Source organism: Mycobacterium sp. (genome assembly GCF_036273375.1).
Lineage (GTDB): Bacteria > Actinomycetota > Actinomycetes > Mycobacteriales > Mycobacteriaceae > Mycobacterium.
On sequence record NZ_DASUHS010000243.1, the window covers coordinates 1 to 13,964 of the forward strand.

The following is a 13,964-nucleotide window of genomic DNA, read 5'->3' on the forward strand; positions in this document are numbered from 1 at the left end:
CAGCTGGTGGGCGACCGTCACCGTCTTGGTGGGGCCGTTGCGGTGTTTGGCGAGAATGAAGTCCGCCTCTCCCCCACGTGGATCGTCGCGCTCGAACGCGTCGGGCCGGTTCAGCAGGATCACCATGTCCGCATCCTGCTCCAGCGATCCCGACTCACGAAGGTCCGACAGCATGGGCTTCTTGTCGGTGCGCTGCTCGGGACCACGGTTCAGCTGGCTGATCGCGACGACGGGCACCTCCAATTCCTTGGCCAAAAGCTTGAGCTGGCGCGAGAACTCGGATACCTCGAGCTGCCGCGACTCGACCTTCTTTCCCGACGACATCAGTTGCAGATAATCGACCACCACCAGACGCAGGTCGGATTTCTGCCGCAGCCGGCGCGCCTTGGCGCGGATCTCCATCATCGTCAGGTTCGGCGAGTCGTCGATATACAGTGGCGCCTCGCTGATTTCGCTCATCCGCCGAGCCAGCCGCGTCCAGTCTTCGTCGCTCATGCGACCGGACCGCATGTCGGCGAGTTTGATTTTCGCTTCCGCCGACAGCAGCCGCATGACGATCTCGGACTTGCTCATCTCCAGCGAGAAGATGACGCTGGCCATGCGGTGCTTGATCGAGCACGACCGCAAAAAATCTAGTCCCAGCGTCGATTTACCCACTCCAGGCCTGGCCGCCACGATGATCATCTGCCCGGCGTGCAGACCGTTGGTCACCTCGTCGAGCTCGGTGAAACCGGTCGGGACGCCGCGGGCGACACCGCCGTTCGAGGCGATGGCGTCGATCTCGTCCATGGTCGGCTGCAGCAGATCCTCGAGCGGAACGAAATCCTCCGACGTCCGGCGCTCGGCCACCTCGTAGATCTCGGCCTGTGCACGGTCGACCACCTCGGCCACGTCGGCGCCCTCGGCGCCCGCGTAGCCATACTGCACGACCCGGGTGCCGGCCTCCACGAGGCGCCGCAGGAGCGCTTTTTCGGCCACAATGGTCGCGTAGTAGCTCGCGTTGGCCGCGGTCGGCACCGTCGAGATCAGCGTGTGCAGATACGGTGCCCCGCCGATGCGGCGCAGTAGGTTGCGGCGGTCCAGTTCCGCGGCGACCGTCACCGCATCGGCCGGTTCGCCACGCCCGTAGAGGTCCAGGATCGCGTCGTACACGTTCTGGTGGGCGGGGCGGTAGAAGTCGCCGGGCCGCAGCCGTTCGAGCACATCGGCGATGGCGTCCTTGCTCAGCAGCATGCCGCCCAGCACCGACTGCTCTGCCGCCAGGTCCTGCGGTGGCTGCCGCCCGAAGTCCTCGCTTGGCGGCGAGGAATCCATGCCCGACGCCAGGTCATCGACGACCGCCACGGATTCCCTCCTCCCCTGAATCACGCATCCGAACATACATTCGATAGTCGGCATCGAGCGTAAGTCAAGGTGCCGACAATCTGCACGGCACAGCACCCGCACGCTCGGCGCCGGGACGACGTTAAGCGTTGCTGGCTAGTAGGCAAAGGGGGTGCTGTTTATGAAGCTGTGCATCGTGTGTGCATATCCATCGACACCTGTGTTGAGCGGGGTGTGGAGAACCTGTGGATTAATGCAAAGGGCTGGGACATCACTGCAGATACCGGCCATACAACGCCATGAAAATCGTGTGGACAAGAATCTCTACGGCGTGTCGTGCCAGGTTACTGCCCCGGGCGTGTTGGCTTTCCGGCATATTTTCCCAGCGTTACGGGCCGGTAACGCGTGGCAGCCGAATACGCCCCGGAAACAGTTCGCCACGAAGCGCATCCGCGATCGTTGCCCCGGAGCGCGGCCGCAAGCGTGCAGCGAGACGAAGCCCGGCGGCGGCCGATCAGGGCCACCGCCGGGAATGAGCAAATGTCGGGTGCTTAGCTCTGCGCGACGACCTCGAGCGCGACCTCGACGTCGACCTCGGGATGCAGGTGCACCGCCACCGGGTGCGTCCCGAGGGCCTTGATGTGCGATTTGGGCAGCCGCACGATCCGCTTGTCCAGGTTGGGCCCGCCGGCCTTCTTGATCGCCGCGACGACATCTCCGGCGGTCACCGAGCCGAACAGCTTCCCGGAATCCGCTGCCGTCTTCACCGGCAGCGGCACTGGGCCGAGCCCCTGGATCGCGGTCTTGAGTTCATTGGCGTGCCCGAGGTCGCGCACCGCCTTGGTTTCGCGGGCCCGGCGGATGGCGTCCGCCTGCTTTTGGGCGCCGCGGGATGCCACGATCGCCAGGCCGCGCGGAAGCAGGAAGTTGCGGCCGTAACCGTCTTTGACCTCAACAGTGTCGCCGACGGCACCAAGGTGGTCGACGTCACCCGTCAGAATCAGCTTCATCGTTTCGTACTTTCGGTAGGCCTCGGCGGCTATCGCGCCGAGGAGGTAAAGGGCAGCAGCGCCACCTCGCGGGCGTTCTTCACCGCGATCGCGACGTCGCGTTGGTGCTGCACGCAGTTGCCGGTGACCCGGCGCGCGCGGATCTTGCCGCGCTCACTGATATACGTGCGCAGCAGCGCGGTGTCCTTATAGTCGATCGCTTGTCCCTTCTTCGAGCAGAAGATACATTTACGCGCCTTGACCGGCTTTTCCGGAGCCGGGCGCCGCTTATTGGACTTAGCCATGTCTGTCTTTCTTTTCGATTCCTACTGCTGAGTCTTGGTCAGAACGGCGGTTCGTCGTCTCCGCCGGCGAACGATCCCGAAGCCGGGGCACTGCCCCACGGGTCGTCAGCGGGTGCGCCGCTCGCCGGCGCCGATTGCTGGCGGGATCCACCACCACCGCCGCCGAAGCCACCGCCTCCGCCGCCACTGCGGCTGGCCTTGTTGACCTTGGCTGTGGCATACCGCAGCGAGGGGCCGATCTCGTCTACCTCGACCTCGAAGACTGTGCGCTTCTCACCTTCACGAGTCTCAAACGAACGCTGCTTGAGCCGGCCGGTGACAATCACACGGGACCCACGCGTGAGGCTCTCCGCGACGTTCTCGGCGGCCTCCCGCCAGATGTTGCACCGCAGGAACAGCGCCTCGCCGTCTTTCCATTCATTGCTCTGCCGGTCATAGATCCGAGGTGTCGACGCCACGGTGAAGTTCGCGACGGCGGCGCCCGACGGCGTGAACCGCAATTCGGGGTCGGCGGTCAGGTTTCCGACAACGGTGATAGTGGTGTCACCAGCCACAATTTCCTCCTGGGTCCGCCGCTTGGGTGGTGGGTGTCATGAGCGTACTTTCGCTGAGCTCTCCACAGCCTAAGCAAGTGCGCCGACGAGAAGCACGCGACGCAGCCAAGGCTGTTAGTGCTTGTCGGTGCGCATCACCTTGGTGCGCAGTACCGACTCATTGAGGCTCAGCTGGCGGTCGAGCTCCGATACCGTCGCCGGCTCGGCTTTCAGGTCGACGACGACGTAGATGCCTTCGGCGTGCTTGGCGATCTCGTAGGCCAGGCGGCGCCGGCCCCAGATGTCGACCTTGTCGACGGATCCACCATCCTTGCGGACGACGTTGAGGAACGTCTCCAAGGACGGAGCAACGGTGCGCTCGTCGAGCGTGGGGTCAAGAATGACCATGATTTCGTATGGACGCATGGAAACCTCACCACCTCCTCTGGTCTGTGCGGCCACGGACGTTCCGTGGCAGGAGGGTCGCCTGCGTCGGCAACCGCATCAGGCTACCGGATACCGGGCTGACCAAAGAAATCCGGCCGATTGGACAACCTCGCTACTGCCGGGCGGCCAAGTATTCGTCGGCCCTCGCCACCGTCGCGGGATCCGCCTTGGCGAGCGCGCCCGAGTCGAAGGGCGGCTGCGGATCGTATTCGATGAGCAGCTGAGCCGCCTGTGCGGCCTCGCGATCGACGAGCAGTTCTACCAAACGCAAAGCCATGTCGATGCCGCTGGACACCCCGGCGGCGGTGATGATCCGCTGCGGCAGGTGTTCGACGACCCGTTCCGGCACGTAGTAGGCGCCCAAACCGTTGAGCAGGTCGGCAGCCCGCCAATGGGTGGCGGCGGTGAGCCCGTCCAGCAGACCTGCCGCAGCCAGCAACAGGGCACCGGTGCACACCGAGGTGGTGAACCTGGTGTTGGGGTGCACCGCCTGCAGCCACGCCCGGATAGCCTCGTCATGAACCAGCTGCCGGGTGCCAATGCCGCCCGGGAATACCAGCACATCGGGTGCATCCACCTCATCGAAGGTGGCGTCACAGCTGACACCGAGCATTCCGTTCTCGGTCCGCACCTCACCGCGGTGATGCCCGACGAACACGACGTCGATCGACGGAATGCGTTGCAGCACCTCGTAAGGACCCACCGCGTCGAGCGCGGTGAATCGCGGAAAGATCGGAATGGCGACCTGGGTCATGGCCTGGCGCCGCTTACGACTGCGGGTTGTTCGTCCGCGTCATCGGATACCGGGATTCTGGAACGGCGCGATCCAACCGGCCGCAGCCAGTCCGGCAACCAACCGGGTGGGGCGTCAGGCGCGCGATCGAACGGTCCGCCCGCCGGATCGTCCACCCGTGCGCCCCATCGCACCAAATCCTCACCGGGTCGGTATATCTGGCGAACCACCAACGCGCACATCATGATAACCGCGAGGTCCCGCAGCAGCACGGTCGTGGTGAAGAACTGTTCGGGCAGCGAGCGGTTCGGGTTGCCGTACAGGTAATACATCCGCGGCACCCACACCAGCGCGTCGACGGTCATCCATGCCAGCAGGACCCGGCGATGCGGCAGTGCCAGCACCGCCAGCGGCACCAGCCATAGCGAGAACTGCGGGCTCCACACCTTGTTGGTCAGCAGGAAAGCCGCGATCACCAAGAACACCAGCTGCGCCACCCGCGGGCGTTGTGGCGCCGTCAACACGATGTATGCGATTGCGGCACAACATGACACGAACAACACCGCGACGACAGTGTTAAGCAGCGTCGGCGGCTGCCAGAACCCGAGCTTGGCATCGAATCCCCGCCATCCGGTGAACGACTTGATGACGTTGTACAGCGAGTCCATGTCCTCGCCGCGACGCGTGTTGAGCCGGAAGAACTCCGACCAGCCGCGCGGAAAAAACACCAGCACAGGCAGGTTCACCAACAGCCAGGTCACCCCGGCAGCCACCGCGGTGCGGACCCACGCGCGCAGCTGCCCGGTTCGGACTCCTAGCAGCAGCATAGGGCCCAAGAACAGCAACGGATACAGCTTCGCCGCGGCGCCCAAGCCGATCAGCACGCCGGCCAGCACCGGTTTTCGTCGCGCCCAGGCCAATAGCCCGGCCATCGCGAAAGCCGTTGCCAGCGCGTCGAAGTTGGTGAAAATCTGAAAAATCAAAATCGGCGAGCCCGCGACCAATGCCGCGTCCCAGATCCGCCGCCCGGCCAGGCCCGCACTCGCCCTGACGGTGGCAAGCCAGGCCAGCGCCAACCCGAATGCCGCGACATCGAAGAACATCACCACCTCGGCGACCACCGGAAGCGGGGTGAGCTTGCTCAGCGCTGTGTAGGTCTTAGCCAGGGCCATCGACACGTACTGATAAATCCCCGTCAGCACCGGATACTCCATGTAGCGAACCGCGGGCTGGCCGTCGTAACGGATCTGCTGGGCGCCGGTCGAGTCGGTCTCGACCCAGCTCGACTTGTAGGGAAACTTGCCTTGACTCAACAACTCTGCGCCGTAGAGCGGCACGGTATCGGAGTAGCACAACTCGTAGTAAGCGCGTTGATTATTCCAGTTGGCCACCCGCTGATCGCCGGCCCCGGTGCCGGTGCTTTGCAGACAGGCCGCCTTCGTTGACCAGCCCAGCGCCAGGAAGACCAGCGCTATCAAAAACATCACCCGCAGCGGGGTCATCAGCCGAGAGCGGCCGATCAGCGCGTGCCGGCCCACCGGTCCCCCGACGACGTCGGCGAGCGCGGCGCCCAGGAAGTCGGTGCGGCTCGGGCAATCTCGGTTGTCGGCGCTGCGCAGATCCGCGGCGAGCCGCTGCGGTGAAGTGGTCGCGCCGTGCTCCGCGGCGTCGGTCACGGTGGCGGTGGCGGCGCTTGGGGTCCACCCGGCGGGACGCCACCACCCGGGGGGCCACCAAACGGCCCGCCCGGTTGCGGACCACCCGGCGGGCCGCCGGGCGCCGGTGGCGCCGCGGTGATCGTCGTGGGCGGACCGACCGGAATGGTGATGCCCGGCGCCACCTCGATGGTGGGCTGGATGACAGTCTCCGATGGCGGCGGAGGCGGCGGTGGCGCAACGGGCACGCCCGCGTAACCGCCGATCTCCGTCGGCTTGGGGAAGGATTCGTTGGATGTGCCCTTGAGCGCGCCGTCCATCGTGGACTTCCAAATATCCGACGGTAGCCCCGAACCGTAAACCGGTCCGCCCGAACTGGTTACCAGCGGGCTATCGCCTTTGGCCGTGCCGACCCACACCGCCGTCGACAGCGATGGCGTGTAGCCCACCATCCACGCGTCCTTGTCGGAGGTGGTGTCACCGAGCTGGGTGGTGCCGGTCTTGGCCGCCGACGGCCTGCCGCCGGCTAGGGCATGGCCGCGGGAATAGGCGGCGATCGGAGCCATGGCCGCGGTGGTGTTGTCGGCAACGGCCTTGGGGATCCGTTGCTCGTTCTTGTTGTCGGAGTTGGCGGCGTCGAAGAGAACCTGGCCGTCGGAGTTGACGACCTTTTGCACGAAGTGCGGTTGATGATAGGTACCGGAGGCAGCCAGCGTGGCGTAGGCGGAGGCCATGTCGAACACCCGGGTTTGATACTGGCCCAGCACAACTCCGTTGTTCGGCGGGCCGCCCTTGCCGTCCTCGGAAAGGGTGTGGTCCACACCGGGGAAGCTGGTCGCGACGCCGGCTTGGTGGGCTGCATCGGCGACGGCCTGCGGTCCCCCCTTGAGCTTGAGCATCAGCCGGTAGTAGGAGGTGTTGAGCGATTGCTTGAGCGCCTGGGCGATGTTGCAGGTCCCGCAGCTCTCACCGTCGACGTTGGTGATCTTGATGCCATCGACCGTCAGCGCTGAGCTGTCCACCTGGTAGCCCAGGCCGATCCCCTGCTCGAGCGCGGCGATAAGGCAGAACACCTTGAACGACGACCCGGTCTGCAGCCCGGCCTGGGCGAAGTCGAACCCGTTGGCGTCGGTGCCGCCGAAGTATGCGCGTATGGCGCCGTCGTGCGGATCGACCGAGACCGCGGCCGAACGCATATCGGGGTCTTGGCCGTCGAGGTACTTCGACACCGCCTTCTCCGCCGCCTGCTGGGCCTTCGGGTCGATCGTGGTGGTCACCTGCAATCCCTGAGTGTTCAGGGTCCGCTCGTCGATGTTGAACAGCTCCATCAACTCTTTGGTCACCTGACGCTCGATCAGCCCATTGGGCCCGGTCGTCTGGTTCTGCGCGCGCGCCTGATCCGGCGGCACGGTCGGCGGGAACTGCTGAGCGGAACGGTCACTCGGAGACAGCGCCTTGGTTTCCACCATGCCGTCGAGCACCCACGCCCAGCGCGCACGAGCGCCCTGCGGATCGACGGCCGGGTCCAGTGAGGACGGCCGCCGGATGAGCGCCGCCAGCAGTGCGCCTTCGGAGACCGTGAGCTGCTCGACGGGTTTGTTGAAGTAGGCCTTGGCGGCGGCTGAAATTCCGTAGGCGCCGCGCCCGAAGTAGATGATGTTCAGATAGGCCTGCAGCACATCGTCTTTCGACCACTCCCCCGACATCTTGGTCGCGATCACCAGTTCCTTGGCCTTACGCATCAAGCCGCTGACTCCGTGCTGGGCCGAGCCCACCAGCGCGTTCTTCACGTACTGCTGCGTGATCGTCGAACCGCCCTGCAGGTCACCGCTGCCGAAGAGGTTGTTGTTCAGCGCACGCACGAAACCGGTGAAATCGAACCCCGGGTTCGAGTAGAAATTGCGGTCTTCGGCGGCGATCACCGCCTGGCGCACATGCACGGGAACTTGGTTGATGTTGACGTCGACTCGATTGCCTTCCGGCGGGATGATCTTGGCGATCTCCGAGCCATCACTGGCCAGGATGGTCGAAACCTGGTTGGTGCGAAGGTCACCCGGTTTGGGAATGTCGACGATGAAGTACGCCATCGCGAACGTGACGATCGGCAGCAGCACCAGCACCGCCGCACTGAGGTACGCCCCTCGCCGGACCCACAGCCAGTTGATCTGCTCGGTCCAGGCCCAGTCGCGCCACGGTGGGATGGGCCGCCCGCCGGGACCGCCGGGCCCTCCCGGGCGACCGGGCCGCCGGGGCGGAGGGGGCGGTCCGCCGGGCGGACCACCGCCGAGGCTCGCCCGCTCGGGCCGGCCGGACGTCGGCCCCCGGCTGTCCAGTGCGGCCTTGACCTCGTCGAGCGCGTCGCGCCGTAAGGGCGCCGAAGGGGGGCCGGCCAGCGCGGCTTTGACTTCCTCGATGGGATCCGAGCGCCGGGGCGCCCGGTCATCTTTGACCGCCGGCAGGATCGTTGTCATTCGATCATCGGGTGGGGCCTGACGGCGACGGTTGATCGTGGGCGGCGCCTCCCGGCGTTCGGGATCGCGCGGACCGCCGTCCGGACGGTGCGGGCCCGGACGGTCGTCAGAACTCTGATTGCCTACATGCTCAGTCGCTGGCCCACGTTGGTCACCGGACGACTGGTTGTGGCGTCCTTCGTTATTCAATGGCCGTGCGGGCGTTGTTGCGCGCCGTCCGCGTGCGTCCGGTGCCCCTTGGAGGAGGTGCCGTGCGAGCCGCACCGAGCACATATGACTTGACGAGATGGTTCCAGCTGCAGGTCCGGCATACCTCCACCACGTGGACCGCGAACTCCTCGAAGCGGGTTGCCAGCATCACCAATTCTTCGGCCGTGCGCGCCGAGCCCGACACCGCACCGAGGTGTTCCCCGAATACCCATGACACCAGCGTCAACTGCTCCTTGCGGCAGATCGGGCACATGACCTGGCTCGGTTTCCCGTGAAACTTGGCGGCGCGCAGCAGATACGGGTTCGCGTCACAAACCTCGGACACACCGGTGCGGCCCGAGTACACCTGGGCCAGCAGTGAGCGCCGCCGGAGCGCGTAGTCCACCACTTGTCGCTGCAGTCGCACGCCCACCAGAGTACGTCGCCATCTCGAGCAGGGATACGCAACCGAACCGTGGCGGTCCGTGCGGGGTAATCGACGGTGGTTTCTGCGCCAATCGGGGACCGGACTTCTACGATCATCCCCGTGGCGAAATGGCACGGGACAACGCTGGCCGGTGGCGCGACAACGACTACGCCAAGGACTCCGACCGCCAAGACACCTGCATGGTCCTCGACGACGCCATGGCGGATGGCGAGCTCTCCGCCGAAGAGCACCGCCATCGGTCTAACTGGATTCGCGCGCGCGTCGCTACCGCCCCAGCAGTCCCGGCTCTGGGAGTGCACGGGCTTTTCGAAATGCGATAGCGCCGGCGCTAGCACGTTTAGAAGTCGCCTCATGGGTGCCACGGCGGTGCCCGTGTGGCTGGTGTGGCGGTAGGCCGGATCGATTGTTCGCGCCGAGTGAGCGCGCTTTCGCTGTCCCTGTATGTCTCCAGCGACTACGGAGGCGGACACGTCACCTTCTCAGGCGACGGCATCGTCAAGCAGACGAGTCTGCCCGCGTAAAGGCCGGTCCCGCGGCGATTTCCACGCCCACGCCCTGTGACGAACTCCAAACCAACAGTTAGTGGTGTTGTGGCTAATATATCGAGACGATACGATTGCGCGAGGCGTCGAACCGTCGTAACCAGCCACGCAGATCTTTTTCAGGAGGTGAATCGATGCTGGAGCTTGCCATCCTGGGTCTCCTGATCGAGTCGCCGATGCACGGCTACGAGTTGCGCAAGCGGCTGACCGGTCTACTCGGTGCGTTCCGGGCGTTTTCGTACGGATCGCTCTACCCGGCCCTGCGGCGCATGCAGGCCGAGGGGTTGATTGCCGAGAACGCCGCCCCGGCCGGGACGCCGGTTCGGCGGGCCCGGCGCGTCTACCAGCTGACCGACGAGGGCCGCCGGCGCTTCGGGGAGTTGGTGTCCGACACCGGTCCCCACAACTACACCGACGACGGCTTCGGGGTACACCTGGCGTTCTTCAACCGGACTCCGGCAGAGGCGCGGATGCGCATTCTGGAAGGCCGCCGCCGTCAGGTCGAGGAAAGGCGGGAAGGTCTGCGCGAAGCAGTTGCGCGGGCCAGTAGCTCGTTCGACCGCTACACCCGTCAGCTTCATCAATTGGGGCTCGAGTCCAGTGAGCGCGAAGTCAAGTGGCTCAACGAGCTCATCGCTGCGGAGCGGGCTATGCCCGGCCTCTCCGAGCAAACGTAAATCCCTGCACGAACCCAGCATCCCAGTCAGTGGTTAGAGGTTAGGAGAACGCCCATATGAGTGAGCAGAACGCGCCGCAGGCGTCGACGGAGGTACGAGTCGCCATTGTCGGCGTCGGTAACTGCGCGTCTTCGCTGGTTCAGGGCGTGCAGTACTACTACGACGCCGACGCGAACAGTGCCGTGCCCGGCTTGATGCACGTGAAGTTCGGCCAGTACCACGTCCGCGACGTGAAGTTCGTCGCCGCGTTCGACGTGGACGCCAAGAAGGTCGGCTTCGACCTGTCCGAGGCGATCTTCGCGTCGGAGAACAACACCATCAAGATCGCCGACGTGCCGCCCACCAACGTGACGGTGCAACGCGGCCCGACGCTGGACGGCATCGGTAAGTACTACGCCGACACCATCGAGGTGTCCGACGTCGAACCCGTCGACGTGGTCCGGGCGCTGCGCGAGGCCAACGTCGACGTGCTGGTGTCGTACCTGCCGGTGGGCTCCGAAGAGGCCGACAAGTTCTACGCCCAGTGCGCAATCGACGCGGGCGTGGCGTTCGTCAATGCGCTGCCGGTGTTCATCGCCTCGGACCCCGTGTGGGCCAAAAAGTTCGCCGACGCCGGTGTGCCGATCGTGGGTGACGACATCAAGAGCCAGGTCGGCGCGACCATCACCCACCGCGTGATGGCCAAGCTGTTCGAAGACCGCGGTGTGCAGCTGGACCGCACCATGCAGCTCAACGTCGGGGGCAACATGGACTTCCTCAACATGCTCGAGCGCGAGCGCCTCGAGTCCAAGAAGATCTCAAAGACGCAGGCCGTCACCTCTAACCTGCAGCGCGAGTTCAAGACCAAGGACGTGCACATCGGCCCGTCCGACCATGTCGGCTGGCTCGACGACCGCAAGTGGGCCTACGTGCGGCTCGAGGGCCGCGCCTTCGGTGACGTGCCGCTCAACCTCGAGTACAAGCTTGAGGTCTGGGACTCGCCGAACTCCGCGGGCGTCATCATCGACGCGGTGCGCGCCGCCAAGATCGCCAAGGATCGCGGTATCGGCGGTCCGGTGATCCCGGCATCGGCCTACCTGATGAAGAGCCCGCCGCAGCAGCTGCCTGACGACATTGCGCGTACGCAGCTCGAAGAGTTCATCATCTCGGGCTGAGGACCGACGTGCGGCCGGGCGCCCGCGCCCGGTTTGCCGAGACGGTAGCGCCCTGAACCATTAACTGTGGTTCCGAAGTGCTAGCCCATGCGCTGGCGCATTCGCAGATCACCTAATGGTCGGGCGCGATACCGATGTGGCCGGTGAGGCGCAATCGCCAAAGCATCGACACACTGCTGTGCAGGTGCTTAGCATCATGTCTCGATGACCGTTCAGCCCGCAGCGTTCCTGCGCACCACGCTCCCCCTTGACTTGTCCGGGCTCGCCGGACTCGACAGCGGTCGCTACCACTCCATCTGGCTGCCCGATCACATGGTCAGCTTTTGGCCGGACTCCATCTGGACGCCCGAGTTCACCGACCTGGCCACCGCTTCCCCCTCGCCGCACCGCCACTTGGACGGGCTCGCGGTGGCGGCCGCGGCGGCCGTGCTGACCGAGCGGGTTCCTCTGGTCAGCGCCGTGGTCGATACCGTGCGCCGCCATCCCGCCATGCTCGCGCAGACGGCGTTGACCATCGATCACCTCGCCAAGGGGCGTTTCATCCTCGGACTGGGCAGCGGTGAGAGCGAAAACACGCTGCCCTACGGCTTCGACTTCTCGCGTTCGGTCAGCCGCTTCGAGGAAGCGCTGGCGGTGATCCAGTTGCTGTGGCGCAGCGACGGCCCGGTCGACTTCGACGGCCAGTTCTATTCGCTGCACCATGCCCGTTTGGACACCGAACCCTACGAGGGCCGGCTGCCGCCGATCTGGATCGGCGCCAGCGGTCCACGGATGCTCGACATTGCGGGCCGGTACGCCGACGGCTGGTGGCCGGCGGGCGCCTGGACTCCATCGCACTACGCCCAGATGCTCTCCGCGGTGCGGTCATCCGCCGAACGCGCCGGCCGTGATCCGATGGCGATCACCCCCTGCTTCATCCAGGTGTGCCTGATCGGTGCGGACGACGACGCCCTCGCCGAGATCCTGCAGGCGCCTCTGGTCAAGGCCTTTCTGCTGCAGGTCTCTGCAAAGACGCTGCACGGCTTTGGATTTGAACACCCGATGGGCGAAAACTGGCGCGGATTCCAGGACATCGACCCGGCCGTACTCACCCGGGAACGGATCGTCCAGTTTCTGGACAATGTGCGCCCCGAGATGGTCCTCGCCCTCGTGCCCCACGGCACACCGAAAGAGGTAGCCAAGATCGTCAAGACGTACGTTGACGCGGGCCTGCGTGTGCCCAAGATTCTCGACTACGGCGCCATGGCCGGCTTGGAATACGCACAGGCTTCGGCAGCGAACGTCCGTGCGGCCGAGGATGAGCTGGTGCGACTCTGCGGAGACCTGTCGTGACAACACGTTTGGACGCCGCGGACATGCTCGCCGCCGCCGAGGCGGAAACCGGGCTGCGCGACTACGGCGATCCCACCTTGCCCGAACGTTTCGCCGTCGCCGTCGACCACCTGAACGATCTGGGTATGGATGCCGATGGCCGCTTCGAAGCCGCGCAGGTGTGTCGTTGGCTGCTGACGTCGCGCCTCGAACTCATCGAGGACCGCAACCGCTACCCGATCGGCGCTGAAGTGATCGCCGCGCCGATGTTCGTCACTGGCGAACCCCGCTCGGGGACAACGCTTATGCACGCCCTCATGTCGGTCGACCCGCGAGCCCGGGCGCTGCGGTTCTGGGAGGTGATGTACCCATCCCCGCCACCGGGACTGGCCACAACGGACGACGACCGCCGAACGCGCGCCGACGCCGACTGGCGTGAGATCAACGCGAAGATGCCGAAGTGGCTGCACAGCCATCCCTACAACGACATGCTGGGCGACGGCCTTCCCGAAGACGAACGCACCTGGGCGTTCGACTTCCGGGTGATGACCCCCACCGCGTGGTGGCGGGTACCGATGCAGTCAATGGTCGGCGGTCTGGCAACCGACCCGGCTGCGCAATACCGGCTGCACAAGGCCATGCTGCAGCAGTTGCAATACCGAAGATCGCGAAAGTACTGGGTACTGAAGGGTTTTCATGGCTTCCGGCTCAAGGAGATGTTCGACACCTACCCCGACGCGACGCTGGTGTGGCTACACCGCGATCCGGTGCAGGTCGCGGCCTCACGCACGATGATGATGACCGACATCGCGGAAGGAATGGTCGGTCCCGTTGACCTCCACGCCCAGGCGAAGCTGCATTTGGAGTTGACGCGCGCCGGCGTCGCCAACACGATGAGCAATCCCATGGTGGACGATCCGCGCATTCTGCACATCCGCTACACCGATTTCGTCGCCGATCAAGTGGGCACGGTGCAGCGCTACTACGCATTCGCCGGCCGCGAGGTCACGCCCGAAGCCGAATCCGCCATGCGCGACTACCTGGCCAACAATCGCGGCGACCGGTACGGCAAGTTCCGCTACTCCACTCAGCTGCTGGTCGATATCGGCGAAGACCTTGATGCGCTGCACGCCGAATTCCGCCCGTTTCGTGAACGATTCGGCGTCGAGATCGAATCCCGTGACTGA

The 13,964-nt window shown here is 65.3% G+C and carries 13 protein-coding genes and 1 pseudogene; 5 read left to right on the forward strand and 9 right to left on the reverse strand.

The window, feature by feature from the left end:
• From dnaB to VFW69_RS21375, 9 genes are all read right to left on the reverse strand, one after another.
• Positions 1-1,344, reverse strand: a 1,344-nt coding sequence (gene dnaB, locus VFW69_RS21335) for a replicative DNA helicase (RefSeq protein WP_526504312.1), incomplete at its 3' end; no start/stop codon positions are given.
• A gap of 530 nt (positions 1,345-1,874) precedes the next feature.
• Positions 1,875-2,333 carry a 50S ribosomal protein L9 gene (rplI, locus tag VFW69_RS21340; protein ID WP_526504314.1) on the reverse strand — a complete coding sequence of 153 codons (459 nt, stop codon included), beginning with the start codon at positions 2,331-2,333 and terminating at the stop codon, positions 1,875-1,877.
• 29 nt (positions 2,334-2,362) lie between these two features.
• The gene (gene rpsR / locus VFW69_RS21345; RefSeq protein ID WP_526504316.1) at positions 2,363-2,617 is read right to left on the reverse strand and encodes a 30S ribosomal protein S18; all 255 of its coding nucleotides are present in this window, start codon (positions 2,615-2,617) and stop codon (positions 2,363-2,365) included.
• Positions 2,618-2,655: 38 nt separating this feature from the next.
• On the reverse strand, positions 2,656-3,171 hold the full coding sequence (locus VFW69_RS21350; protein WP_526504317.1) for a single-stranded DNA-binding protein: 516 nt from the start codon (positions 3,169-3,171) through the stop codon (positions 2,656-2,658).
• Between the two features lie 114 nt (positions 3,172-3,285).
• Positions 3,286-3,576, reverse strand: a complete 291-nt coding sequence (gene rpsF / locus VFW69_RS21355) for a 30S ribosomal protein S6 (protein WP_007771721.1) — start codon at positions 3,574-3,576, stop codon at positions 3,286-3,288.
• Positions 3,577-3,709: 133 nt separating this feature from the next.
• Complete coding sequence (locus VFW69_RS21360) at positions 3,710-4,351, reverse strand: DJ-1/PfpI family protein (RefSeq protein ID WP_526504321.1); 642 nt, start codon at positions 4,349-4,351, stop codon at positions 3,710-3,712.
• Positions 4,348-6,006 carry a glycosyltransferase family 87 protein gene (locus tag VFW69_RS21365; RefSeq protein ID WP_526504323.1) on the reverse strand — a complete coding sequence of 553 codons (1,659 nt, stop codon included), beginning with the start codon at positions 6,004-6,006 and terminating at the stop codon, positions 4,348-4,350. Before VFW69_RS21365 ends, VFW69_RS21360 begins: the two co-directional genes overlap by 4 nt.
• Positions 6,003-8,645 (reverse strand): transglycosylase domain-containing protein, encoded by a 2,643-nt coding sequence (locus tag VFW69_RS21370; protein ID WP_526504325.1) that lies wholly within the window; start codon positions 8,643-8,645, stop codon positions 6,003-6,005. Before VFW69_RS21370 ends, VFW69_RS21365 begins: the two co-directional genes overlap by 4 nt.
• Positions 8,638-9,072, reverse strand: coding sequence for a DUF5318 family protein (locus VFW69_RS21375; protein WP_064883320.1), 435 nt, complete (start codon positions 9,070-9,072; stop codon positions 8,638-8,640). Before VFW69_RS21375 ends, VFW69_RS21370 begins: the two co-directional genes overlap by 8 nt.
• Before the next feature lie 120 nt (positions 9,073-9,192).
• On the opposite strand from VFW69_RS21375, the pseudogene VFW69_RS21380 reads away from it, so the two are divergent.
• The 5 genes and pseudogenes from VFW69_RS21380 to VFW69_RS21400 form a co-directional block, all read left to right on the forward strand.
• A pseudogene (locus VFW69_RS21380) lies at positions 9,193-9,332 on the forward strand (DUF1707 domain-containing protein); the annotation flags it as partial.
• Positions 9,333-9,769: 437 nt separating this feature from the next.
• Positions 9,770-10,312, forward strand: coding sequence for a PadR family transcriptional regulator (locus VFW69_RS21385; RefSeq protein ID WP_067934864.1), 543 nt, complete (start codon positions 9,770-9,772; stop codon positions 10,310-10,312).
• Between the two features lie 56 nt (positions 10,313-10,368).
• On the forward strand, positions 10,369-11,466 hold the full coding sequence (locus tag VFW69_RS21390; RefSeq protein WP_526504328.1) for an inositol-3-phosphate synthase: 1,098 nt from the start codon (positions 10,369-10,371) through the stop codon (positions 11,464-11,466).
• Positions 11,467-11,670: 204 nt separating this feature from the next.
• A complete protein-coding gene (locus VFW69_RS21395; protein WP_526504330.1) occupies positions 11,671-12,798 on the forward strand; it encodes an LLM class flavin-dependent oxidoreductase in 1,128 nt (375 codons plus the stop codon).
• Complete coding sequence (locus VFW69_RS21400; RefSeq protein WP_526504332.1) at positions 12,795-13,964, forward strand: sulfotransferase; 1,170 nt, start codon at positions 12,795-12,797, stop codon at positions 13,962-13,964. Before VFW69_RS21395 ends, VFW69_RS21400 begins: the two co-directional genes overlap by 4 nt.